The organism is Tolypothrix tenuis PCC 7101 (genome assembly GCF_963874875.1).
Classification (GTDB): Bacteria; Cyanobacteriota; Cyanobacteriia; order Cyanobacteriales; family Nostocaceae; genus Aulosira; species Aulosira tenue.
Map to the genome: position 1 here is coordinate 1,709,798 of NZ_CAWNJS010000001.1, position 24,767 is coordinate 1,734,564.

General features: G+C 41.3%; 22 protein-coding genes. 9 read left to right on the forward strand and 13 right to left on the reverse strand.

Annotation, left to right across the window (positions count from 1 at the left end):
* Positions 1-135: 135 nt before the first annotated feature.
* On the reverse strand, positions 136-678 hold the full coding sequence (locus AACU25_RS06955) for a PadR family transcriptional regulator (protein WP_096574506.1): 543 nt from the start codon (positions 676-678) through the stop codon (positions 136-138).
* Positions 679-811: 133 nt separating this feature from the next.
* On the opposite strand from AACU25_RS06955, the gene AACU25_RS06960 reads away from it, so the two are divergent.
* A complete protein-coding gene (locus AACU25_RS06960) occupies positions 812-1,204 on the forward strand; it encodes a monooxygenase family protein (RefSeq protein ID WP_096574507.1) in 393 nt (130 codons plus the stop codon).
* Positions 1,205-1,373: 169 nt separating this feature from the next.
* On the opposite strand, the gene glgP is transcribed toward AACU25_RS06960, so the two are convergent.
* The 5 genes from glgP to ndhC all read right to left on the reverse strand — a co-directional run bounded on the left by glgP (position 1,374) and on the right by ndhC (position 7,583).
* Complete coding sequence (glgP, locus tag AACU25_RS06965) at positions 1,374-3,587, reverse strand: alpha-glucan family phosphorylase (protein WP_096574508.1); 2,214 nt, start codon at positions 3,585-3,587, stop codon at positions 1,374-1,376.
* 746 nt (positions 3,588-4,333) lie between these two features.
* A complete protein-coding gene (locus AACU25_RS06970) occupies positions 4,334-5,662 on the reverse strand; it encodes a GIY-YIG nuclease family protein (RefSeq protein ID WP_096574509.1) in 1,329 nt (442 codons plus the stop codon).
* A gap of 310 nt (positions 5,663-5,972) precedes the next feature.
* On the reverse strand, positions 5,973-6,500 hold the full coding sequence (locus tag AACU25_RS06975; protein WP_096574510.1) for an NAD(P)H-quinone oxidoreductase subunit J: 528 nt from the start codon (positions 6,498-6,500) through the stop codon (positions 5,973-5,975).
* Positions 6,493-7,230: a photosynthetic/respiratory NAD(P)H-quinone oxidoreductase subunit K gene (gene ndhK, locus AACU25_RS06980; RefSeq protein WP_045872961.1), complete on the reverse strand. Its 738-nt coding sequence runs from the start codon at positions 7,228-7,230 to the stop codon at positions 6,493-6,495. Before ndhK ends, AACU25_RS06975 begins: the two co-directional genes overlap by 8 nt.
* Positions 7,221-7,583 carry a photosynthetic/respiratory NAD(P)H-quinone oxidoreductase subunit C gene (gene ndhC, locus AACU25_RS06985; protein WP_045872960.1) on the reverse strand — a complete coding sequence of 121 codons (363 nt, stop codon included), beginning with the start codon at positions 7,581-7,583 and terminating at the stop codon, positions 7,221-7,223. The genes ndhK and ndhC overlap by 10 nt, the downstream gene beginning before the upstream one ends.
* 196 nt (positions 7,584-7,779) lie before the next feature.
* Here ndhC and AACU25_RS06990 point away from each other — a divergent pair, with 196 nt between their 5' ends.
* From AACU25_RS06990 to AACU25_RS07015, 6 genes are all read left to right on the forward strand, one after another.
* Positions 7,780-8,124, forward strand: a complete 345-nt coding sequence (locus tag AACU25_RS06990) for a rubredoxin (protein ID WP_096574511.1) — start codon at positions 7,780-7,782, stop codon at positions 8,122-8,124.
* 117 nt (positions 8,125-8,241) lie between these two features.
* The gene (locus tag AACU25_RS06995; protein ID WP_096574512.1) at positions 8,242-9,264 is read left to right on the forward strand and encodes a photosynthesis system II assembly factor Ycf48; all 1,023 of its coding nucleotides are present in this window, start codon (positions 8,242-8,244) and stop codon (positions 9,262-9,264) included.
* 118 nt (positions 9,265-9,382) lie between these two features.
* Positions 9,383-9,631, forward strand: coding sequence for a cytochrome b559 subunit alpha (psbE, locus tag AACU25_RS07000; protein WP_045872957.1), 249 nt, complete (start codon positions 9,383-9,385; stop codon positions 9,629-9,631).
* 9 nt (positions 9,632-9,640) lie between these two features.
* The gene (psbF, locus tag AACU25_RS07005; RefSeq protein WP_015115279.1) at positions 9,641-9,778 is read left to right on the forward strand and encodes a cytochrome b559 subunit beta; all 138 of its coding nucleotides are present in this window, start codon (positions 9,641-9,643) and stop codon (positions 9,776-9,778) included.
* 9 nt (positions 9,779-9,787) lie between these two features.
* Positions 9,788-9,907, forward strand: a complete 120-nt coding sequence (locus AACU25_RS07010) for a photosystem II reaction center protein PsbL (protein WP_071989460.1) — start codon at positions 9,788-9,790, stop codon at positions 9,905-9,907.
* A 71-nt stretch (positions 9,908-9,978) separates the two neighbouring features.
* Positions 9,979-10,098: a photosystem II reaction center protein J gene (locus AACU25_RS07015; RefSeq protein WP_013190555.1), complete on the forward strand. Its 120-nt coding sequence runs from the start codon at positions 9,979-9,981 to the stop codon at positions 10,096-10,098.
* A 183-nt stretch (positions 10,099-10,281) separates the two neighbouring features.
* Here the strand turns inward: AACU25_RS07015 and AACU25_RS07020 are convergent, their stop codons facing one another.
* Positions 10,282-10,422 (reverse strand): photosystem I reaction center subunit VIII, encoded by a 141-nt coding sequence (locus tag AACU25_RS07020; protein ID WP_045872956.1) that lies wholly within the window; start codon positions 10,420-10,422, stop codon positions 10,282-10,284.
* Between the two features lie 112 nt (positions 10,423-10,534).
* On the reverse strand, positions 10,535-13,354 hold the full coding sequence (locus tag AACU25_RS07025; protein WP_096574513.1) for a hypothetical protein: 2,820 nt from the start codon (positions 13,352-13,354) through the stop codon (positions 10,535-10,537).
* Positions 13,355-13,692: 338 nt separating this feature from the next.
* On the opposite strand from AACU25_RS07025, the gene AACU25_RS07030 reads away from it, so the two are divergent.
* Entirely contained in the window at positions 13,693-14,313 is a 621-nt protein-coding gene (locus tag AACU25_RS07030) for a Uma2 family endonuclease (protein WP_096574514.1), read from the forward strand.
* Positions 14,314-14,551: 238 nt separating this feature from the next.
* Here the strand turns inward: AACU25_RS07030 and AACU25_RS07035 are convergent, their stop codons facing one another.
* The 4 genes from AACU25_RS07035 to psbO form a co-directional block, all read right to left on the reverse strand.
* Positions 14,552-14,797, reverse strand: coding sequence for a hypothetical protein (locus AACU25_RS07035; RefSeq protein ID WP_096574515.1), 246 nt, complete (start codon positions 14,795-14,797; stop codon positions 14,552-14,554).
* A gap of 30 nt (positions 14,798-14,827) precedes the next feature.
* Positions 14,828-15,682, reverse strand: coding sequence for a hypothetical protein (locus AACU25_RS07040; RefSeq protein ID WP_096574516.1), 855 nt, complete (start codon positions 15,680-15,682; stop codon positions 14,828-14,830).
* A 163-nt stretch (positions 15,683-15,845) separates the two neighbouring features.
* Complete coding sequence (locus tag AACU25_RS07045; protein ID WP_045872951.1) at positions 15,846-16,622, reverse strand: RNA polymerase sigma factor SigF; 777 nt, start codon at positions 16,620-16,622, stop codon at positions 15,846-15,848.
* Positions 16,623-17,569: 947 nt separating this feature from the next.
* The gene (psbO, locus tag AACU25_RS07050) at positions 17,570-18,403 is read right to left on the reverse strand and encodes a photosystem II manganese-stabilizing polypeptide (protein ID WP_096574517.1); all 834 of its coding nucleotides are present in this window, start codon (positions 18,401-18,403) and stop codon (positions 17,570-17,572) included.
* Positions 18,404-19,365: 962 nt separating this feature from the next.
* On the opposite strand from psbO, the gene AACU25_RS07055 reads away from it, so the two are divergent.
* Positions 19,366-19,716 (forward strand): hypothetical protein, encoded by a 351-nt coding sequence (locus AACU25_RS07055; RefSeq protein ID WP_096574518.1) that lies wholly within the window; start codon positions 19,366-19,368, stop codon positions 19,714-19,716.
* 7 nt (positions 19,717-19,723) lie between these two features.
* Here AACU25_RS07055 and AACU25_RS07060 read toward each other — a convergent pair whose 3' ends face one another.
* Positions 19,724-24,754, reverse strand: a complete 5,031-nt coding sequence (locus AACU25_RS07060; protein ID WP_096574519.1) for a WD40 domain-containing protein — start codon at positions 24,752-24,754, stop codon at positions 19,724-19,726.
* Between the last annotated feature and the right edge of the window lie 13 nt (positions 24,755-24,767).

Consider the following 24,767-nt stretch of genomic DNA (forward strand, 5'->3'; position numbering starts at 1 on the left):
TTTCCATCTCTTGATGTACAAATTTATCTGTATCTATCTGCGGTTAATTTTTGATTGAAAACACTTCTATCTAACAGATTAAATTCTTTGATTCACTTGTAAATGGGGCAAGATGCCCATCTGAGAGTACAACGCCTACTTCAGCAATAACATGATTTCGTCACACCAAGCTAGCCAGCCCATTTCATAGTGAATTCCTTTCAGCAACGTCATGTACTGGAACTTGAAGGTGTTGGACAACTCTTGCGGCTTCTGGAAGTACTGGTTCTGAATTTCTTGATAGATTGCTAATCGCTGCTGATGTTGCCGACGATGCACTTCCAGCTTGGCTACTATCGTTTGCTGAGGTACAAGATACCCAGCATAAAGTTTTAACAGCAATTCATCCTTGAGGGGTGCCATTTCCTCAGATTCAGCAATCCACTCACATAAATGCTGTTTACCTAAAGCCGTCACAGTATAGATACGTTTATCGGGTCGATTTTCTTGCTGTACAGATTCAGCTTGCAGCCATTCCTTTTGTTCTAAGCGGTTCAGTTCTCGATAAATCTGTTGAAAACTGGCACTCCAGAAAAAACCAACCGACCCTTCTACCGAGGGGTTGAAACGCTTGGCAAGGTCATAGCCGCTACTAGGGGCGCTAACTAAGACCGACAGAATGGCATAGGTAAGAGACATGGGTGATGGGTTGACATATTCACTTAGTTGAATATAACTTAGAATAAATATTCAATTAAGTGAATAATATCTTAATTGAATATGTTATCTGCCACAAAGCAACACCATCAACAAGTCTCAAGAGGGTAGTGCCGTGAGTTATTCAATTTACCAAATTAATTTGCCAGAAAGTCCTGAGGCTGTTGTCTTTGTCAACGGCATCATAGCGCGCGATCGCGCTGGGTTTTTCTGGATGTGGAAAAATCTATTTTGGATCGGGAGTTCAACTACCAAAGCTGAAGGCTGCGTGCAGGTAAAAGCAGGAATTTGTGCAGCCAACGAAGTAATTATGGTTAGCTACTGGCGTTCCGCCCATGACTTGAAACAGTTCTTCCGTGGTGAACCCCATCGGCGGATGATGCAGTTTGTCAGCAAAAATCCCAACAGTTTGTGTTTGTATAACGAGACATACCAACCACAGCACAGTGGCAAATACAGCCATGAACCGCAAGCAATGGCAAGGCTGTATCCAAGTTTAGCGAAATGAAAAATAGAAAATGGGATATGGGAAAGAAATTACCAATGCCCAATGCCCCATCCCCAAAGCGGCGGGGCGCACACCTTACGAACCCAAAAGAGAATGGAGTTTCCCGCCGCTTTCAAAAAAAAGAGGTGGTTAAGCCACCTCTATCATCTAACCAGGAAACCCAAACTTTCTAAACTAGAACCTTCGCTAAAATCGGTTCTACACTCTTAGCAATTTCTGGGACGTAAACCTGGGAAACATAGTCAGCAATCATCCTATCGGTGTTAAATAATGGTGCATTGGTTTTAATTGATGTCTTCATCATCTGCACCCAACCCGAGGAAACACCTTGAGCATTTTGGTTATAGTACAAGGGTACAATTTCTTGTTCTAATAGCTGATAAAGCGATTGAGAATCTATGCGATCCTGTAATTCTTGATCGCTAGTGTGAGCATCTTCACCGATAGCCCAACCATTAAGCCCTTTACCATCACTTCCAGCCTTATAGCCTTCGCACCACCAGCCATCAAGGACACTTAAATTTAGTCCACCGTTAAAGCAGACTTTTTGCCCACTGGTACCTGATGCTTCTAGAGGACGACGGGGGTTATTTAGCCATACATCCACACCTTGCACAAGTTTCTGTCCGGTGTAAATGTCGTAATCTTCAATAAAGGCAACACGATTATTCAGCCCAGAATTACGGCACCATTCCATCAATCGTTGGATAATTCGTTTACCTTCTTCATCAGCCGGGTGAGCTTTCCCTGCGAAGATAATTTGAACTGGATGTTGAGCATTACTGAAAATCTTCTTCGCCCGTTCTGCATCTCGTAAAATTAAATCCCCGCGTTTGTACGGGCTAAAGCGACGAGCAAATCCAATCGTTAACACATCGGGATCTAGCAGGGTGTCAGTAGATTGAATAAAGTGGTAATCCTCTCCCCGTTGTTCCCTAGCTTTCCTGATTTTATAACGGGTGTAGGCAATAAGCCTTTCTTTGAGGACACGATGTCGCCACCACAATTCTTCATCAGGAATATCGTCAACTTTCGCCCACATTTCCGGCAACATGGCGCGAGTTTTCCAGTCTTCGCCTAAATACTGATTGTACAAGTCACCTAATAAAGGCGCAGTCCAGGTAGGTGCATGAACACCGTTAGTAATGTAACCAATGGGAACCTTATCTTCTGAATGTTGCGGATAAAGGACAGTCCACATTTTGCGGGAAACTTGACCGTGTAATTCACTTACGCCATTGCAAGCACGAGTCATCCGCAAAGCTAAAACCGTCATTCCGAATGGTTCCCAAGGATCACCCAATCTTCTTGCGCCTAATGCCAAAAATTGTTCGCGGGAAAGTCGCAACTGGGGCCAGTATTGAGCAAAATAGGAGTCAATTAAATCTGGAGAGAAGACATCATGTCCGGCGGGAACGGGGGTATGGGTGGTGAATACACAACGATTCCGCACCGTTGCTTCTATGTCATAGAAAGATTTGCCAGTCTTTTCGATTTCTAAACGGGCAACTTCTAATGTACAGAAAGCAGCGTGTCCTTCGTTGAGGTGATAGACGGAAGGTTGAATACCTAAAGCATTCAAAGCACGGACACCACCAATGCCTAATACTACTTCTTGGGCGATACGGGTTTCTAAGTTACCGCCATAGAGGTGTCCAGTTAGCCAGCGGTCAATGGGATCATTGTCTTCGCGATCGCTATCGAGTAAATATAAAGTTACTCGCCCGACTTGTACCTGCCAAATTTGGACTTTTACTTGCCTTTGACGAACATCTAGGTGAATAATCAACGGTTCCCCATTTTGAGTTTTCACCAACTCAATGGGCATATGTTGGAAAGGGTTATCAATATAATAATCTTCTTGCCAACCTTGACGGTTCAAGCGTTGACGAAAGTAGCCTTGGCGATATAGCAAGCCTATACCCACCATTGGTACACCCAAATCTGAGGATGATTTGAGGTGATCCCCAGCCAGAATTCCTAAGCCACCTGAGTAGACTGGTAAGGATTCATGAATACCAAATTCCGCGCAAAAATAAGCAATGGGATTGTCTTTGCTAAGTTGCGGTGCAACGCCACTTACCCAAGTATCTTTCTGCAGCAGATATTGGTCAAACTCTTTTGCCAAGGCAGAGATTTGCTTCAGATAAAAAGGGTCTTCTGCTAATTGAGTCAGACGTTCATAACTTGCTGACTCTAAAATCGCCACTGGGTTATGCCCACAGCGTTCCCATTCTTGGGGATCGATAGTTTGGAATAGCGCAATGCGATCGCCACTCCAACTCCACCAATAGTTATAAGCCAAATCTGCCAAACGCTTTAACGGAAAAGGTAACTTTTCGCTTAAGCGTAGCGCTGCGGTAACTGCACTACTATTAGCCATAAATTCTCAGTTCTCTGCTATTTTCTCTAGTTCACTTCACATCTGCTTGCGCGTAACTGCTCTTCAGTTCGATTGCAACGGCGACTTCATCGATCAATTCTCCCGGAAGTCGAAGCAGTTACTCAAAAATTAAACACAATTCTAGTGAATAGTTTTTATTGTTTCTACGATTACAAAATTATCTCTGTTTTTGTGATTTTTTTATATCAATTTCAATCACATTTTTTTAAACAAAATATTTGATGCTTAATATTTATTTATAAGCTGCAATAATTCACTACAAAAAATGTTAATTAATTCCGAAAGTCAATATCTGTATATATTCTGTTCTTTACAAAAATAAGTTTGCACAGAGAATAACTGTAATTTCACTGTGATTTATAGCCAACCTAATGGCTTTTCAAGGCGCAATGAATGAACATAATATTCATTTTGTAAAAATACGGAAGGTGAATAGTGGATTTTGATACTGGATTGCAAGCGATCGCACTCAGAACAACATCATTCCCCCTCAGAACAAGAACATTCTCGTTTGGAACAAGAAAGTTCTCACTGGGAACAGAAACGTTCTCATTTGAAATAAGAACATTCTCACTTGAAATAGAAACGTTCTTGTTTGGAACAGGAAACTTTGAGTTCAGAACACGGAACTTGGAGATTAAAGCTTGATTGATGAGGCTGAGAACTTGAATTTTACTTTTCTGAGGCGAGGCGATCGCATATTTACTTATATACAGTGATTCTATTTAGCTGTTATTGGTTGATAGTAGAGAAGATAATGAATGACTTTGCAGCCATACACATAATTTTATATTTGCTGGATGTTTTGGGGTTAATTTAGATTCATCTCTTTGAATTTCTTCTATAGTGCCACCAAACCTTGATTTTTCCTTCATTAGGTCTTCAAACATTCCCAGTGGTAATAGTACTACACTTTCAACCTCTACATCATCTTCACTGAATACAATAGTCTCAAATCTAAACCTATAGCCAGACCATCTGATAGTAGGTAGTCTATCTACTGCACTTTTTAAATTTTCCAGGATGCAATCATACTTTGGATCAGGAGTTTTCTTTCTGCCTTCTATCCACCAATAAACATTGTGCCTAACAAAATGCTTCCCATTTTCGTTAGCGCACACCTCTATTTCCACATCATCCACAAATAAAAATTGACGAGTCATTACTCTAGCTTCACCTTCAGCCATTGGTTCTAATTCCTCCCAAGGTTCAACTTCTACTACACTTTCATTATTAGTATTGCTCTGATATTTTTTATCAACTAGTTCTATGGGAATAGGGTCATCCTCTAAAGCTTCTAAACCGGAAGCTTCTTCCTTAAACTCTGGTGTATTTTCTAGAAGTATTTCTAGTTGCTCACTACTAAAAGCCATAAGTTCAACCCCTGCAATAGTGCGACGAGTCGAATTATCCATAAAGTGAACTAAACTCTGAAATGGCGCTACATCTATTCGTATACCGTTGTAATCAGTCTGCCAATAGCCAAATTTTCCTAACCGCTTAGGGTCTGTATGGTACTCTTTCCACTTCAGTGTGCTAGCTTTTTTATTAATATTTTTCAGCGCAGATCTGATAGTTCCTGATAAACCACGCCTATCGTAAACAGGATAAACCAAATATATTGTTGGTGGTTCTTCATCAGCAATTGGATCGAATCCAAATATCATAGTGTTACAGTTAGCCAATTGCTGGAGACTCTGCTGTAATGCTGTCTCGGCTGGAGTTATTCTTCTAATTGGTGCTACAACTTTCGACCAATTCAATGGCGGCTTATATAAATTGATTAGCTCATTTTCGATAGTTGGAAGAGCATTGATCTGATTACTGCAATTTACCCAACTAATATTAATACGGTCTTTGCGATTAAATCTTTTTAGCTGTTTAAATCTATGATGTTCTCGCCACCGCGCAGCTAAGTTGATTGTTCTGCCAATATAAATAATCTGACCTTTGCTATCAGAAACAAAGTAGATAGCTGCACAATTTGGTAACTTGTCTTTATCTAATAAATAAACCGATGGTAGTTCAGATAGTTTGATATTTTCTAATAACATCTCATGACTTAAGAAAAAATGAGCAATTGAAATTTATCAAACAATTAGCCCTTTAAACTATAGATATAATCACTCCATATTTGCCGATAAAAGAGTGACATAATCTCATTGTCTGGAGGCTACATTTATAGATTTCCCTCAAATTATCTCAAAGTAACATTTTCAAATTATTTTAAAAAGTAAACTGGGAATAGGTGAAAAATTGCGCTTTTGTGAAACATCCAAAAAATTTACCCCTCTCCGCCGCCGGAGAGGGGTTAGGGATGAGATATCACACTTCTCACTGCTGACACTCAGCACTCAACACTGTCTAATAAGCGTCTTGCAACTCGTAGAAATCAGGCGAGATGTAATCCTTCCGCAAAGGCCAACCTACCCAATCTTCAGGCATTAAAATCCGCTTCAGGTTGGGGTGTCCTTCATAGACAATGCCGAACATATCATAAGACTCCCGCTCTTGCCAGTCTGCAGTCTTCCAAATCCAGTAGACTGAAGGCACTGTGGGGTTTTCCCGTGGGAGGAACACTTTCAATCGTACTTCTTCAGGGCGATCGCTATTATCACCTACTTTAATTAAGTGATATACACTCACCAACTCTTGCCCAGGGCCGAGGTCAACACCACCTTGGAACTGGAGACAATTAAACCCGTAAGCATACAAAGCTGTAGCAGTGGGGAGTAAGAAATCTCGTTCCACCTTGAGTATTTCTACTCCGTTTACATCGGGTGCTAAAACTTCATGGTCGAAGCCATTTTCGCTCAACCACTGGGAAACTTTTCCGGCTTTTACCAGAGACTCTTCGGCTGCTGGTACTGGCTTAGATTCTTCATCAGCCACGGTTTGTTTCCTCCTTCTGTTTCTGGGATGTCAATAAAGCAGGTGGAACTGGTAAACCAATCGCTTCCGCCAATTCCTTGGGTGGTGTAAAGCGAGTATCTGACTGCATATACTTACCAGTCAAAATTTCCGCTACAGGCTTCAAGTTGTGAGTTGTGCTGTAATAGCGGTGAGTTTGCTTAATTTGATCCCGTTCTTGGATGGAATCATTGGCTATCTTCTTCCGCAGCTTAATAATTGCGTCAATAATCGCTTCTGGACGCGGCGGACAACCAGGCAAGTACACATCTACAGGAATGAGTTTATCAACTCCACGCACAGCCGTGGGGGAATCAACGCTAAACATCCCGCCTGTAATTGTACAAGCTCCCATTGCAATTACATACTTTGGCTCAGGCATTTGTTCATAAAGACGTACCAATTGAGGTGCCATCTTCATGGTGATTGTGCCAGCCGTAATAATTAAATCGGCTTGGCGGGGGCTGGAACGGGGAATTAGCCCAAAGCGGTCAAAGTCAAACCGAGAGCCAATTAAAGCTGCAAACTCAATAAAGCAGCAAGCCGTACCAAATAGCAACGGCCATAAACTAGAAAGGCGTGCCCAGTTGTAAAGGTCATCAACCGTAGTCAGAATCACGTTTTCTGAAAGGTCTTGAGTGACAGTGGGACGCTCAATTGGGTTGATGATGCGTTCTTTGTCCTGAGTTGGTAAATTAGAATTCAAGACCATTCCAAAGCTCCTTTACGCCATGCGTAAACTAAGGCGATTACAAGAATTGCAATAAAAATTAGCGCTTCAATGAATGCCAATAGCCCTAGACGGTGGAAAGCTACCGCCCAAGGATACAAAAACACAGTCTCCACATCAAAGACGACAAAGACCAGCGCAAACATATAGTAGCGAATGTTGAACTGAATCCAGGCTCCGCCAATGGGTTCCATCCCGGATTCGTATGTGGTGCGCCGTTCCGCACTTTTGCCGCTGGGTCGTAGGAGCTTGGACGCTGAGAGCGCCAGGGCAGGCACTAGGCTACAGATAATGAGAAAGCCTAGAAGGTACTCGTAACCGCTGAGAACAAACACAATGGATATCTACCGCTTATGGTGTAAATAACGCTGTAACTTTCTTTTACATTATATCTTTTAGGCTTTTCTGAAATCTGGGAAACAGAAGCTCTGAAGGTATTTGATTCGTTTTTAGTTGTGATAGAAAAATCTAACAGTTATGTCATAATTTGTAACGTATATTTAATATTTGCCCCTCTGCGAGGCCTAAGCAATGAGCGAACAAAGCGAACCAGCTGTTGAAACTCAAGTATTAGACCGCTATGAGTGTCGCTCCTGCGGTTACATTTATGAACCTGAGAAGGGAGATGACAAATATGAAATTCCCCCTGGAAGACCCTTCGCAGAACTGCCCGTAAATTGGCGCTGTCCTGTATGTAGTGCAAAGAAGCAAGCTTTCACCAACATCGGCCCAGCAGGTCAAGCATCAGGCTTTCGCGAAAATCTTGGTTATGGCTTAGGTGTCAACACCTTGACACCTACCCAAAAAAACCTGCTGATTTTCGGTGCTTTAGCACTAGCTTTCTTATTTTTCCTCAGTCTCTACGGGTTACAATAGATACTATTTGTTGCCCAGTCTCGGTATTTAGCAGCCACCACTCAATTTTGAGGTTGGTAAATCTTTTTCCCAAACCCGTACACAAATTTAGAAACAACTAAGAAATAAAAAATACTGATGCACGCAATTTTGAAAAGTTGGCAACGAATATTTGCCGTATTGATAGTTGTCCTGATGTGTATAGGTTGTAGCAAAGTTCCTTCTACCAGCTATAACCCCTGGGCAGTTATTTCTGTCCCCACAGAAGCAAAGCTGTTTGATATTGCTTTTACAGAAAATCCTCAACATGGCTACATAGTCGGTAGCAATGCCACCATTTTAGAAACCAATGATGGTGGAGATAGTTGGAAACCCTTAAACCTAGCCTTGGATGACACTAGGTATCGCTTTGATGCTGTTAGTTTTGCAGGTAAAGAAGGTTGGATTGCTGGCGAGCCTGGTTTGCTACTGCATACTACAGATGAAGGCCGTTCTTGGTCGCGCATTCCCCTAAGTGAAAAATTACCTGGTAATCCTATTAGTATCAGTGCATTAGGGGCAGATACTGCTGAGATGGCTACGGATGTAGGCGCAATTTATCAAACCAAAGACGGTGGTAAAAACTGGAAAGCTCAAGTAGAAGCAGCTGTGGGTGTGGTACGTAACTTAGAACGTTCTACTGATGGTAAATATGTTGCGGTTTCTGCTAAAGGTAGCTTTTACTCTACTTGGGAACCAGGGCAAAATGCATGGGTACCCCATAACCGCAATAGTTCTCGCCGTGTAGAAAACATGGGCTTTGCTGACAATGGACAAATGTGGATGCTGGCGCGGGGTGGACAAGTGCAATTTAGCGACCCCACCAAACCCGAGGAGTGGCAAGAAGCACAAAATCCCGAATTATCTACGAGTTGGGGTTTACTGGATTTAGCCTATCGCACACCTAATGATATTTGGGTAGGTGGTGGTAGTGGTAATTTACTGCACAGTGCTGATGGTGGTAAAACTTGGGAAAAAGACCGGGATGTTGAAACAGTCGCTGCCAACTTTTACAAAATTGTGTTCTTCCAACCCGACCAAGGATTTATCATTGGCGATCGCGGCGTTTTACTGAAATATAACCCCAACGTGGCCACAACCTCCCCAGCAGAGCCAGCTTAAGGTAACACAAGCCTCTGTAATTATCCAGATTTCTGAGAAGGACGTTGCAAGTTGTAACTCTTTCTAAACTTTGTAGGATAATAAACTCAATAACTGTCTTTGTGAAGGTAGGAAATCAATGTCAGGTACCACTGGAGAACGTCCGTTTTCGGACATTATTACCAGCATTCGTTACTGGGTAATTCACAGCATCACCATCCCAGCATTATTTATTGCTGGTTGGTTATTTGTCAGCACCGGACTGGCTTATGATGTTTTTGGCACACCCCGCCCTAACGAGTACTTCACACAAGTACGCCAAGAAGTACCCATTGTGAATAACCGTTTTGAAGCTAAAAAGCAAGTAGAAACTTATATCGGAAAGTAGTTTGAGATTATGACTAGCGGCAACAACATCAATCAACCAGTTACCTATCCCATCTTTACAGTTAGATGGTTGGCAGTTCACACCCTAGGTGTACCTACTGTCTTCTTCTTGGGCGCGATCGCCGCAATGCAGTTTATTCAACGCTAGGAGCAACTCATGGAAAGAACGCCCAATCCCAATAATCAGCCGGTTGAATTAAACCGGACTTCACTGTACCTGGGACTACTACTGATTTTTGTTCTGGGTATCCTGTTTTCCAGTTACTTCTTTAACTAACTGGCAAAATCTTTGTTAATCATTTGTTTATTCAACTTGTGTTGATTTGTTGTTAAGGGAGGAGAAAAGCTGTGTCAGGAAGTGGGAGAATTCCCCTGTGGGTCGTCGCTACGATCGCAGGATTAGGTGTAATTACAGTTGTAGGCATTTTCTTTTACGGAGCCTATGCCGGAATCGGTTCTTCACTTTAATAGTAGCTGGAGCCGAATAGCATAATAATGTAGATTCTCTAGCAGTTGTTTAGAAATCAACATCATAAAAAAACCGCCCGTCTCATAGAGATAGGCGGTATTAATTATTTGTGATTTGTCATTTGTCCTTGGTCAATAGTTTACCAGTATCGGAGTACTATTGACTAATTGCTGTAGCACAAATTAAGCAATATCTTCGCGTTCAATATAGATAAACAAAAACGCAAATACTGCGATGGGTACACCCCAACCAATAATGGGAACGAACAGAGCAGGCAAGTAAGAAGTACTAGCCAAGATTGAAGGAAAAAGTTCAGTTGTCATAGCTAATTATTCCTGTTGAATTACACTTCAATTCAAGATGAGCTTACTGCAAATTCTGTCCCATTTTTGAAAATCTAAAGATTTTTAACACAGCAGGATTTAGCAAGAATGTCTAAATACCTAAGAGTTCCTCTAGCTGCAAATTCGGCAAATCAGGAGGAATTACAGAGCGTGTTAGGGAGATTTTGTCACTTTCCTGTTGAGTTTCCTGATTAAGTGCGATCGCTTCTACGCGCATTTCTAAGCAGCCAAAAGGTACGTGTAATTGCGTTTTTACTTCCAAGACTCCCGAAGAGTTTGGTAGTAACTCTTTGAGGATATAGGGGCCGTCTATTAACCAACGTGTTTGGCAATCTTTAATCCATAACTTCACCACAACTTCTGGCGGTACCTCAGGTAGTTCTATGCGTACCCGTACAGATGTACCAGCAATTAATTCTCCCTCTGGTAAATACAGTTGCGGAATTGGTAAAGACTCAACAACTGCTACAGCCATCAACGGTAATGGCGATGGTGGTGCTATTAATGGTACTTCCTCTTGTTCTTCTTCTTCTTCAGGAACGCTCGGAACTATCTCTTCTTCCGGCTCAATGTAAGTATCATCTACAATAATTTCTTCTGTAACCCGAACTAGGGGTATCTTCGGATAACGTGGTGGCGGGGGAGGTGGCTCTGGTACTGGTAGCGTTAACTCTACTTCTGATACATTTTCTGCTGTCTCTAGCTCCTGTTGGACAAGCTCCAACTCATCTGCAACTATTCCCATGTCAGCATCTAAGTTGAATGACAAATTGAGTTCAATATCAGTGCTTTCAGGGTTAAAAGCATCACTAATTTGCTCATCGGGTGTTATCTGGTGTGCGACAACATCCATTTCATCATCTTGATCTAGCAGATGGATCGGTTCGGGTAAAGAGAAGCCTTGGCTTTGCAACCACTGTGTAATGAGTGGGGATGAGTAGGGATTTCCCTCTATAACTAATTTGGGACGAGTTGGTGTAGCTGTTTGTGCAACTGCATCATCAATTAATTGCGAATCCGGTGGTGTAGTTGTTTGTGCAGCATCATCAATTAATTCAGGAGGTGGTGGTATAGCAGGTTGTGCAACCGCATCATCAAATTCTGGCAAAGTTGGTGTAGCTACTTCTGCAACTGCATCACTAATTAATTCAGCAGGTGGTGGCGTAGCAGGTTGTGCCACTGTATTATCAAACCCCGGCCGAGTTGGCGTAGATACACCAGCAATATAGGCATCAATTAATTTAGAGCGACGTGGTACAGTTTCTTCAACAACAGGTTGATTTTGAGATTGTGAATAGCTACGTAATAGTTCAGCGTTCAATTCCAGATCAGGTAAATTGACATCTAGCGCTGTTGATGCTTTTGGAGACTGAGAATCTGATGGAACTGCTTCCTCACCACCGGGTAAAGCTGGTAACGGTTTCAAGAATGGAAATGTACCGCTAATCATCGGTAATCGCCGATTTGTAATTACCAGCTCATCCATGTTGATCGCGGCTAACGTATCAACCTTGTCGAGACTTTCTTCTTGTTGCGGCGGCTCTGCTGTCAGTGATTCTGCTACCTTAGCAGGTATAGGAGGTAACGGTGGCATATTCGGCAATTGAATCCCACTATGAGACTCTACAGATTTTTTTGGCGATCGCGTTTTAATTTCTGGGGGAAGAAATTTCGGCACCGACGCACCAAGAGTTAAAGAATCATCTGGTTGGATCGTTTTTACTAAATTCAACAGTGACAAATCAATACCAGGTGATGACTCAGCAGTTGCAGGTGCAGGTATTTCTTCGACAATCTCTGGTTTTTTGGCTGTGAGTTCGGCTTTGATGACCAGTAATTCGCTCACATCTGCTGTAATTGTGAAAGACTGGCTAGCTAATAAAACTACGTCCCCACCCTCATTAACTGCACCATATAAATTCACATCCGCCAAAATTAACTTAGATTCGCAATCAGCAGGAATATCAATTGTGGCTGGGATCTTAAAAGGTACGACTTTGTTAGGCAAAGCTTGCCGTACCTGATGCAAGGTTTCTAAACCAAGAGGTGAGCGTAAATCAATTTCTAATTCTAGAGAATAGAGAGTTTGTTTCTCAGGAATCTCAACTTCTTCATTTTCTGGTTTTAGCTCTAATTGCCCATTAATTGCGAGACTTCCTCCCCAACGAGCAACATAGGTTTCCTGATCGAGCTTCAGCAACAGAGGTGGTAACCCTGGCGTTGCTGGCGGATCTGTCAACATTTCCTCATCGAAAAGCGGCTCAGAGGTAGGTAAGGCAAATTCTATTAAGTTTTGTAAAATCTGCTCTGCCGTTACTCCCTTCACCCAAACTGGGCTGACAGGCTGATCGATAATGGCATCTTCTAAATATTCAATTGGAACTTCGCTTCTGGGAGGGCTAATTTCTATTGTAGTTATTGTGGCTGGGGCAGTATTAACAGTTTCTGGTGGTGCAATGCTAATTTCTGTCTCTTCAGGAACAGCAGGTGCGAGATCATTAACAGGAATATGAGGAGAGTCTGGAGGTGTATCTAATACTGGATTTATCTCATCTGCTTGCTGAGATAAAACCCGCACATAGAGGTTGTATTGCCACGATTGACCGCCGAGAATATCCGACATCAAGTCGCCAGAGCATTGCAGTTCCCAAATTCCGGCTTTGAAGTAGGTATAAGGAATTACCGCCATTAAACCTTCTGCATTAGTGCGACGCGATCGCTTCTGAATTCGCCGCTTGGGCGGGACTTCTTGCGTCGATGAGTGAATGACCCGTACTTCCACATCCGTATTAGGACGGTTAGAACGAGCCAAAACTCTATACCGACCTTCGATAATTTCTACCTTTGGCGATTCCAGGGTATGCCAAGCGCGATCGCCCTGTCTCTGTATCAGAAATTGCCAGTGTTCCATTGTGAGTGATGCCCAGACCGCAGACCAGCTGAGTAATATTTTGCATTACTTGCTTGCAAGTTTACCTCAGCAATTTACAATTGCATAATCTTAGGCCATGTTTTGATAAAGATACTGTTAAAAGGTAACTCTTCACAGTGAAATCATCATCAGTAAAATTTACATTACGGCCAGCAATTAATTGAGACTGTTTTTCCAGTATGACCCTTTAATAATACTCTCTCAGCATATTTAGAGCTAAAACTAATCTGGAAACACTAAAGTATCAGGCTCTTCAAGCTGTCCGTAGTCTCCTAGATTGGAGATAATAATTTCACAGCAGTAATTCTCTATTATCTATGACTCAGTCCATAAGTAAGCTAGTAACCTTTGAGGAATTTGTCGATTGGCTACCTGAAAACTCAGGGTTACGCTACGAATTACATAATGGAAGTATTGTAGAAATGGCACAACCAGTAGGGGAACACGAAGAAGTAAAGGGTTTTATAGCTAGAAAAGTAACAGTTGAGTTTGATCGCTTAGACCTCCCCTATGTTATCCCCAACCAAGCTATAGTCAGACCACCTGAAAAAGATTCTGGTTATTTTCCTGATGTTTTGGTGCTAAACCGTGCCAATTTAGTCAATGAACCATTGTGGAAAAAAGAATCTACTGTGAGTTTAGGCGCATCAATACCTTTGGTAATCGAGGTTGTATCAACCAACTGGCGGGACGATTACTACTTAAAATATGCTGATTATGAGGAGATAGGAATTTCCGAATACTGGATTATAGATTATGCAGCTTTAGGTGGACGCAATTTTATTGGTAACCCCAAAAGACCCACAATCTCTGTCTGTCACTTAGTTGATGGAGAATACCAAATCAGTAAGTTTCAAGATAGCGAGCGGATTATCTGTCAAACATTTCCAGAGTTAAATTTGACTCCAAAGCAAATTTTTCAAGCAAGTTTGCTGTAGCCTTTTCATTCGTCATTAATTCTGAAGCTATACTTTGCTAGCTATAGTTTTTTTATAGCAATTTTCTGCTTTATCTATGGGATAGTTATTTTCAAAAAAACTAATTTAAAAATAAAGACTAGAGACTGGGAACTAGGCAGGAAATAATCTTGCCTAGTCCCTAATCTCTAGTCCATATTTTCTTTTTCATGTGTCCTAATGTACACAGTTACGGAAGACAACTTCTTAGTTGAAATCATCAAACATTATAAAGACTTCGATAGTAAGCCAAAATTTGCTGAACACGGTGCCGACTTGAAGACTTAGGGTTGGAAACCCAAGAAATCCATAAACCTTCAATTTGACTTTGATAATAATCAAACTGTAGAGACGACTGAGGTATCAAACCTACTTCTACCCCTTCAACTTGACGCAAATGAGCCCCTATCTCTCGATAGACAGCTAAAGGCAAACCAGCAAACTCAATTTTTTCCTTCGTCTCCATTGTAATGAAGCTCCGACAGCAACAAGATTGTTAAGATGGCGTTGTCTGCGAACCAGGATTTCCACCGGGATTCGTAGTTGGTGTTGCTGAGTTGGTAGGTGCATCTCCCACCATTCTGGCAACTTCAATTCCATATTGTTCCACAATCACAATAGGATTGGAGCCTTCATTCATTTCAATACGCTTAATTAAAATCCCATTGGCTAGTCGCTGTCCAGCTTGCACATAGCGACTTGATGGCTCATTTGGTACTTTAATAATCGCCTGTAGTTGTTTACCAATTAAAACTACACCCGTTACAAAAACTGACTTTGCTAAATCAGGTTCTGGTGGTTTAGGTAATACAGATACCAGATTTGGGCTAGGAAGTACTGGCGGCAGAACTTTTGGCAAAACAGGAATTAGCTTAGGAATAGCAGCAGTTTTTTGGATTTGTATTTTTCTGGGTTGGATAGTAGCTGCTTTAACTGCACTTCTAGGTGCTGTTGTTACTGGTACTGTTACTGCTGGCGGTTTAGGAATAGGCAGAGGCGGTAAATTAGGAACAGGTCTTCCTTGTCCGTTAGGAAGTATGCTATTACCTCCTTGTGCAATAATTTCCGCAAATGGGTCTGTTCGTCCTTTTGATACCAAAACTAACCGCTCTGTAGCATTAGTAGGTTGAATCAAAGTAGAAGCAGGACTATAAGTTGCGGCGGCAACTTTTGACACCTGTTTTCCAGGGACGAGAGGGTTATTAAAAGTTTGCGTAGCTGGTGGCGATTTGACTGCTGGTTTGGCAACCGGGCTAGGATTAGTAGCTTGTGGTGTTTCTTCTGTGGTACATCCAGCGATCGCCAACGCTAAAATGGCTGCACCTGCGATTGTGAAATTTTTTCTATCCATTAGCCGTTCTCAAAAGCTATAGGAAAATTTGTTTAGGAAAATTAACCAGCCTTAAATTTGTATTAAAGACTAAGTCTGTTCCCGTTATAACCTAATTTTTTACATTTGCCTGGTTATTTTTATACTGTCAGTACAGCATAAATGCGGAGTGAATATTTGCTAGTTACTCGTCTACCACACCCATAAGCTTTTTCAACAAGTCCAGCCCTTTCTTGACTCTCCGGGAAACCGTGACTACACTAATCCCTAAATGTTCTGCAACTTGTTTTTGTGTCAAATCATGTAAAAATACACATTCCAAAACATCACGGGTGCGCTGTTCCAACTGAACCAACGCTTGTTGTAGACGAATTTGATCTTCTTGCGCTAATTGAAAACTGCGATAGTGAGGATCTGGAACTAATTCTCCTAGGCTTGTAGAACCTTCTTCTCCATCTTGTATTGGTACATCCAAGCTCAAAGGCGCACGATTAATCCATGCTAATTTAATTTCCTGCCATTCATTAGGGGAAATTTCTAGTGCAGCTGCTAGTTCAGAGTCAGTAGGTTGGCGATTATATTGTGCACGCAAAGAACGCGAAACTCCTATCGCTTGCTGTTGCAGTGCTAAGTAGCGTCGGGGAATGCGTACAGTTACACCTTTATCTCGGAGGTAATGTTGAATTTCACCGCGAATATAAGGAACAGTAAAGGAACTAAAAGCATGTCCTTTAGAAATTTCAAATTTCTCAATTGCCTTAATTAAACCTAAACAGCCGACTTGGAGTAAGTCTTCATAGTTTTCATGGCATTGATTCATCCAATAGTGAGCTTCTCTTCTCACTAGTCCAAAATTGAGTTTAACTAGCTGATTGCGAACGGTTTCTGAGCGCGATTGCTGATATTCTCGCAACAATTGCCAGGTTTCATGCTTCAGTTCAGTGGTGACAGTGGTAGGCATAGCACCGAGTTTATTGAGCAAAGCAAATAAAGCGTTAAGTAATTGCTTGTAAACTTAGATGCGATTGAGCGATATGAACGTAAATATCAAACTAAATTACCCAATAGATTTACGACACATAACAAATTTGTTATGACATAACCTAAGATGGGTAAACAATCGAGCTAAGTGCAAACAAGCATATTTGGTATTTTGTTTGTTATCTAGCTTTGGTATTACCTAGAGCCAAAAAACTATATAGACACAAAATATAAAACTTTCTATTGTTTTTCAAACCGAGATTGTACCTAACTTTGGTTATTAAGTATCAGGTTAGATGGTAGACAAAAACTTTGATTATCTGATGATGAACTGGGATTTTTTAATCTTGATTGGCTCAGTAAAAATACGACATTAACTAGCAAAAATCATCATTATTTCAAGCTTGCTAAATATATATGCAAAAATATACGTACTTGTTATTAACGATTAATTAGTTAAAATCGATTAGAGTTTTTATCAAAAATGAGATTTTAGATGGATGCAGTTAATTATAAAAATTTAAAAATACACTTTAAAGATTTTAAATTTCCTGTTCAAATTTGAAATAAAAAATTCCAAATATAAAAATTTTACAAGTATGATAAATTTTTGAATAAATTAAGCCTAATGTAATTTAAATTTAAATTAAAAAATGGCAAATAGCGCTGTGATGAATAGAGAGACGGATCACCCAAAAGTAGCTTCTCTAGATAATTTCATCCATCAACCAAATCTCAAAAGCTTTCTTGCGCTATCTTTGCCTACGCCAGTAAATAAAAAATATAGAGATTAGCCGATTTGCAAAAAAAACACATACGCCCTTGATTTAAGAGGGGGTATGTGAATTAAATCTTGCATTCAAGCCTAATGCATACAGAATTGTTGTGACTATCTGAGTGCCCGTAATTTGCGGTACTCAAGCTAACTTAGCCTCTGTTGGGTTCAACTCGAGCATAGAAAAGCCCACGTATCTTCACTTCTTTAGGTTCACCAGCACCTAAATCAGTATCAGATGGCTGTTCACTATCGAAAGTACCTGCAATTTCACCAGTAGAGTTATCAACTTTAGCTACTTGCAAGGAAATTTTGCCGCTCAGACTTTCAGCGCGCTTAACGTTAGTGCGAGTCAGTTCATCATCATCCGCTTGGGCAGGCAGCGCTACAGCGTTATCATAACCAGTAACCACACCCCGTCCTTTGGGATCTAAGAAAGCAGCACCACGATATGAAGGTACTTTGAATGTGCCTTCAAAATCTGTAGAAGTATTCAAGCTGATTGAACCAGGTTGTGTTTGAGCAACTAAGTTCTTGATAGTAAACAGGAAAGGTACTCGCTCACCACCAGGTAGTTGTACGGTGATGGCCTGAAAGTCTAATCCATCTTTTTCTGCAAATGTCAAGCTGCTGTCTGAATTGATTGTCAGATCGCCTTGCACCTGGTCAATAGTGGATGTATACCTAGTTAGGAGCTTACCAGCAACAAATTCTGCTTCTTGGCGTTTATTAGCTGGTTCTTCTTTGACGAAGAAATTAGTTGGTTCTAAGCAAAGTTCTTTAATGGTGTAGGACTGGCTAGAATCCAAGGGAATGGAACCACGGCTTGTTTCTGCCAATTGAGGGCACTTGTTAGCCAAACCAGTGCCGCGAATTTGTTCGTATGTCAGTATGTCTCTACTGCTAGCAGAGGAACCATCACTACAAGCAGTTATTAGCCCTAGGCACAAAGCCAAGAATGCAACAATTAAAGCGCGATACCTCATGATCAACCTCAATTTCAAAAATTAATATCTAACGTTGTAAAACTGCACTTAAGTTTCGATCTCTGGTGAGAAACCGCCCTAATATAGGGACGTTGACTGCAGTTTACCCTTATGCCTTTCCGTTTCCGGTTGGGCACAGTTCCTTCCCTACGGGTAGGGTTGGGTAATTGCCGCTCAAACTTATGTTTGCTAAACGTATTTAAACGTGTCGCTCTTTTGACTCTGGGATAGAAACCCCAGGCTAGCTAGTACACTGCATCCATTACGGATGTTTGGCCCAAACGGTCAAAAACCAGCAGTTTTACTATTGTCGGCATTTGGTAGAGTTTGGGCGCATCAATGATTGTGCCCTGACACAGAGCGGCATCAGCGCTTGCCTCTGAGGACACGAAGAGTAAGATTCTCTTCGTACTTTCCTCTAGCGTATGGCAAAAGTGGCATCGCTTTAATCGTTCTGTATTATGTATGTGTCGCCACTACATACAGCCCATTGTTTAAATAGGGAAATCAGCCAGATCATACGATTTTTTGAAACTCAAAATCAAAGCACTCTCGTATTAACCCAGAATATCAGGAGTAGATTTAGCTCACGTATAGGCTCTAATGGACGTAATTGGGTTGTTTTAAAGGCGAACGCAATTGTGTTCAATGAGGAGATAAATGAGCAGCCTGTAGGAAGCTACCTGTAGCTTGCTTCGCCTAGGGAGTAAGATTTAATGTCAGATGGGTAACGAAGGAGTAGAGGCAGGAAATATAGTTTATTGATTTGGTGAAATCGGATAATTTATGTTTTCCGAGTTTTCCCATCGGAAAGTTTTCAGACACTTAAGGCTGGATAACCAAAAGGCAGCAATCCTCAACAACCGTATAAAAGGCTATTGAGAAGATATAACACTGCTAGCCAATAGAAAGCCAAAAATGTTGGGTAAATTTGATTAGGCCATTTATACGGAAAAGCTGGCATGAGTAACGAGAGAAGCTTGGAAGCAGAAAATCTGTCTTCTAAACTACAAATAATTTCAAATACTGTGTATGAGGCAGCAAAAAGTTGCCAAGGAGATGCGATCGCGCTTTTAGCTTTATTACGGCAGTTAGAACAGTTACACCGCGAGATTCGGGATGGAGCTTTTCAAGCAACTTTACCTGAGAACCGTCAGCAACTCTACTCATTGCTCAAAGATATTGAATCTGAGGGAGGCTGGCCTTATATTGAGCGCATGAGACTACAAGCCTTTTTAGCAAACTTGGTAGAAGGTGCTAATGAGGATAATAGCGGCGGTGTAGTCAACAGCGATCGCTCCTGTGGTTGGTAAATTTTGGTTATTTGCTGTTGGTAATGCCATCGCAAAGCAGGCGATCGCGTGGATCAACATTATGGTTGTGCTGCAGGTAATCATCAACCCAGCTGCAACCACGAACCAGCAGGTCATTAAGATTTAAATTCCACAACATGATCGTGTTGTCATCACTAGCAGAAGCCAATGTTTGACCATCAGGACTAAAGCTGACACTTAATACAGCACTCTGATGTCCAGTGAGGGTTTTTATTAGTTTACCCTCACGGCTCCAGAGTTTGACTGTTTTATCCCAGCTGGCAGCAGCAAGTAATTCTCCATTGGGACTGAAGGTAACAGCGTTAACGCTATCGCTATAACCTTTTAACATGGTTTTCAATAACTTCCCATCTCGCCGCCATAACTTCACAGTATTATCCCAACTAGCAGAAGCTAATAACTGGTCAGTGGGGCTAAAGCTGACACCTAAAACCCAGCTGTCTTGAGGCGAAAAATTTTTCAACAACGTCCCATCCTTGCGCCAGAGTTTGATGGTTTTGTCGTCACTCGCAGTCGCTAACAGCTGACCGTCTGGGCTGAAATTGACACTATTCACCCAACCTTTATGTCCTACTAAAGTTGTCAGCAAGCGGCCATCACGATGCCAAAGTTTCACTGTCTTATCTTTACTCGCTGAGGCTAACAACTGTCCGTCTGGACTAAAACTGACGCTCATGACGCTATCAGTATGCCCTTGCAGTGTCTTGATTAAAGTCCCATCACGCCGCCAAAGTTTGACAGTTTTGTCGTAACTGGCTGATGCTAATATTTCACCTAAGGGATCAAAACTCACACTGGGAACTTTATCTGTGTGACCCAGCAGAGTTTTATAAAGCCTAGTTTCTACCTCTCCATTTCTAGTCTCACGTTTCCAAAGTTTAACTGTATGATCTTTGCTGCCAGAAGCCAACATTTGACCATCTGGACTCCAAACTACGCTTAAAACTCTAGCAGTATGACCTTTGAGAATGGGTATAGTTGAGTCATCTAAACGCCACAACTTGACGCTTTTATCATAACTGGCTGATGCTAGGAGTTTGTTATCTGGGCTGAAAGCGACACTAGCAACAGTATCGCTGTGTCCCTTAAAAGTATTTAGTAGAGTGCCTGTGACACTCCAGAGATTGATGGTGTTATCGTCACTGCCAGAAGCGAATTTTTGACTATCGGAACTAAAATTCAGGCTCCAAATTGTCTTGTGATGCTCCAGTAAGGTTTTGCTGGGGCGAAAATCAAAGCTGTTTTTGTTACTATTACGCTCTCTGCGCCAAAGTTGTATCGTTTGATCTCTACCACCGGACACCAGTACTTGACCATTAGGGCTGAAAGCTACAGCAGTTACACCCTTGCGATGTGCCTGCAAGGTGGTAACTAAACTGCCATCTCGTCGCCAAATTTTGACAGTTTTGTCTTCACTTGCTGAAGCAATAAATTTTCCATCTGGACTGAAGGTTACCCAGTTAACCCATCCCTGATGTCCCTTCAGAATTTTTAATAAAGTACCATCCTTGCGCCAGAGTTTAATTGTGGCATCCTTACTACCAGTAGCTAATGTCTCACCATCTGGGCTGAAACTGACGCTATAAATCGATTCCCCGTGCCCTTGTAGAGTTTTGTATGGCTGTAGGTCAAACAAGCCTGTATCCGCATTTCTCTGCCAAATTTGCACGGTTTTATCCAGACTAGCAGAAGCTAAGGTCTGACCATTTGGACTAAAACTTATGCTAGTAACACCATCACTATGACCTTTGAGAGTTTGTAGTAAAGTTCCGTCAGGTCGCCACAACTTTACCGTCTTATCTGTACTACCGGAAGCCAACAATTGACCATCAGGGCTAAAAGTCACACCCCAGACAATATCTTCGTGCCCCTCTAAGCGATTTTTCTCTTTGATGCCATAAACAGCCTGTTGTAGGGCTGTGACAACTCGCATCTTTGTATCTGCTTGAATGCTATCATCTGCTTGCTTAAGTTTTTTCCAAGCCCGCAAACCCTCTAATAAGGCATCAAACTCTTTATTAGAAGCAAATAAGGCTTCACTAGAAGCTGCGATCGCGCTAATTTTGAAATTTGTTTCGCTGCGTTCAGCTCTTAATGCTTGCCGCTCGGCCACTCTCTTTTGTAAATCTGCTTGCCACCATAAGACTGCTATTGTCCCTGCCATTGCTGCCAAAGCCACACCTGCTAGACGTGCTTCTCGCAGTCGCCGTTGTAAAACTAAATTCAGTTGCTTTTGAGAGAGTTTTTGTGCTACTTCAGCGCGATTTTTTTCCGATCTGACTTTTTCTAACTCGGCAACCATGCCATAGTCGTTTTTTTGACGGATCGGCTCAACTAAATAATCGTGAACTAACTGGTAGCGATCGCCTAATTCTTCTGGCTCTCGTAATACCAATCCTGACCCCACCAAAATTTCTAAAATAAATTCCCACTCTGAATTAAAATTAGATATTGCGTTTTGATTCTTTTCCAGGGCAACCGCTAAATCAGCTTTGGTTTTGAGGGGTCTAGTCCCTTTTTCATCTGTTAATTCAAATAATAATTTCCAACTCAGCGCTTCGTTTTCTTCCCCACAATCTTTGATCACTTCCTCTAGCCAGCGTTCAACTAATTTTGCTGAACCACCACACAGGTTATATTGTGCGAGCGTTGTAATATTTTCTGCTTGCAGTTGAGCGCCAACTATTTGTAATTCAATCGGATGAACTTCGTTAATTTCTCCTGCTAAATCCTTGACTAACTGATGAATTAATTCTTCATTAATTTCATAATGTGAGCGTTGAGTTAGACTTTTAATGATATTAATTGCATCATCACTATCAAAATTTCCTAAGTAATAGCGAATATCTTTATCTAAAATATTTTTATTAATTACACCTAAATCATATAAACCATCACTATTTTCTTTGCTCAATCGCTCAAATTCTAATAAATAATGTAAATAATCTTCGCGAATTGCCAAAATTATTTTGACATAGCCGATATTTAAACATTCACTGAAAAATTTATAAAATTGGATTTTTTTCTCAGGAGATGTACTGATAAAGAAGAATTCTTCAAACTGATCAAAAATAATGACTATCGTATGATTACGTTCAGAAACTAAACGTAGTTTTTCAATAAGTATAGTAGGTGTAATTTCTCCAGCAGTAGATATTTCTGACTGTGCTAGTACTTGATTGAGATTGCGTCCTAATGCTGTCACCCAATCTGTATACACAGATAAAACTATAGGTAAAGCAATACGTTCACCAATAGCTTTTCCCGTTAAAGCTGGTACTAAACCAGCTTTGAGAATAGAACTTTTACCTACACCAGATGGGCCATGAATGACTGTGAGTTTGTAATCAGCACGCGTAATCCGTTCAATTAAACGATTAACATCTTGTTGTCTTCCAGAAGCAGCTATTTCTTGGGCCACTTCTTCAGGAATAAATGGTATTTTCTGTGACGCTAAAACTGGGTTAATTCTATAGCGCTGTGGTTGTAATTGGCTGGCACCAATAAAGGCACGAAAACGATACTGGTGTTCGATTTGAATTTTTTCTTGCTTGAGAATAAAGGCTTCTGTATAGTCATGACGCTCATCAAAGTAGAGCGATCGCAACTCCTCTAAAATTTCTAAATACAGCAATGGCTCATACTGTAGCTCACAAACGACTCTTGCCCATTCCAGGTTATTGATAGCTTCTTGCCATTCACCCAAATGTCGCTGTGTACGTGCTAGCAATAAAAGATACCAACTTTCCTGCCTGCGTGACACTTCTGTCGCTAATTCAGCAATAGAAAGTGCTGTATTGGCTAATTCATGGGCTAATACCCAGTTTGACTCTGAAGCTGCCACATCTGCCAGAAAAGCGTAATCTTGTGCTACTTGTGCTGGATTGGCATAAGTTTCATGCAAGCGCAACGATTTTTTCGCTAATTGCTCTAATTCTTCCCAACTTTGTAAGCGTTGTAGCATTTCACAAGCGGGTAAAATGAATTTAGCAACTAAGTCTTGTCTTTGTGCCTCTTCCAATACCTCCAAGCATTTTGTAAACCACAACAGTGCATCTTGCCAGTACTTACTATCTGCACCTTGGTATAAATCTGCCATGCGTCGATAACACAACCCGATGTGAAATATCACCACAGCCTGTCTTAGAAGTGGTGGGGATGGTAGCATTGGCGGATAAGGAGAATAGACTTCTACATTCTCTTCTAAATCCCTAAATCCACTTTCACCTGAACCCACCTGCTGCCATAGCTCTAAGCTTTTTTGATAGTGAGCTAAAGCATCATCAATTTGATCGTTGGCATATTCATCACGTCCCAAGACAAATTCTAAACTTGCCTCTAATTCAGGATCTAATGTCACACCATATAAACGCAGCAAATCGTTACGAGCTGATTCAATTTCCCGACGATTTTGTGATTTTGGCGCTAAATCAAGAGCATCATTAGATAAAAATCTATCTGCACCTGCTTCTAAAACTTTAGCAAATAGAGAATCTGTTTCCTGACGGATTAGCGCTATTAAATATTCTTGTGCTAGTTCAAACTTGATGGTGGTTGCTGCCCAGCTTTTGAAATCTGGCGCTAATCTTGACAGCATAGAAGCTACTTCATCTTGTAGCCAAAATATTAATGGGAAGGGAAACGTAGCTGCATAAATATCTCGTGCTTGGTTGACACCAGCCAAAAAATTATCGAGAGCAATAATTGATTCTAGTCCAAATACCATCACGGCCGATGGCAAGGTATCTTTGACAACTACAGGATGATCTAAAAATAGCTCTGTAATTATTTGAGTATGTAAAGCATTAGTTGATGGCTGGAGAAATATCTCTCTGATATTGATATCTTTAGTCAGCAAGCGAAGATTACCCAACATTTGCTCACGTAATTGCCCATAATTACACCGGACTAAAATTAGGGCAAATTGACCTTTAGAAAGATTGATTGCCCGAATCATCCTTTGCAGAGCATGTTGATTATCATTAACTATAGCTGCTGTGAATTGCCACTTTGTCATAAATAAAAACCGG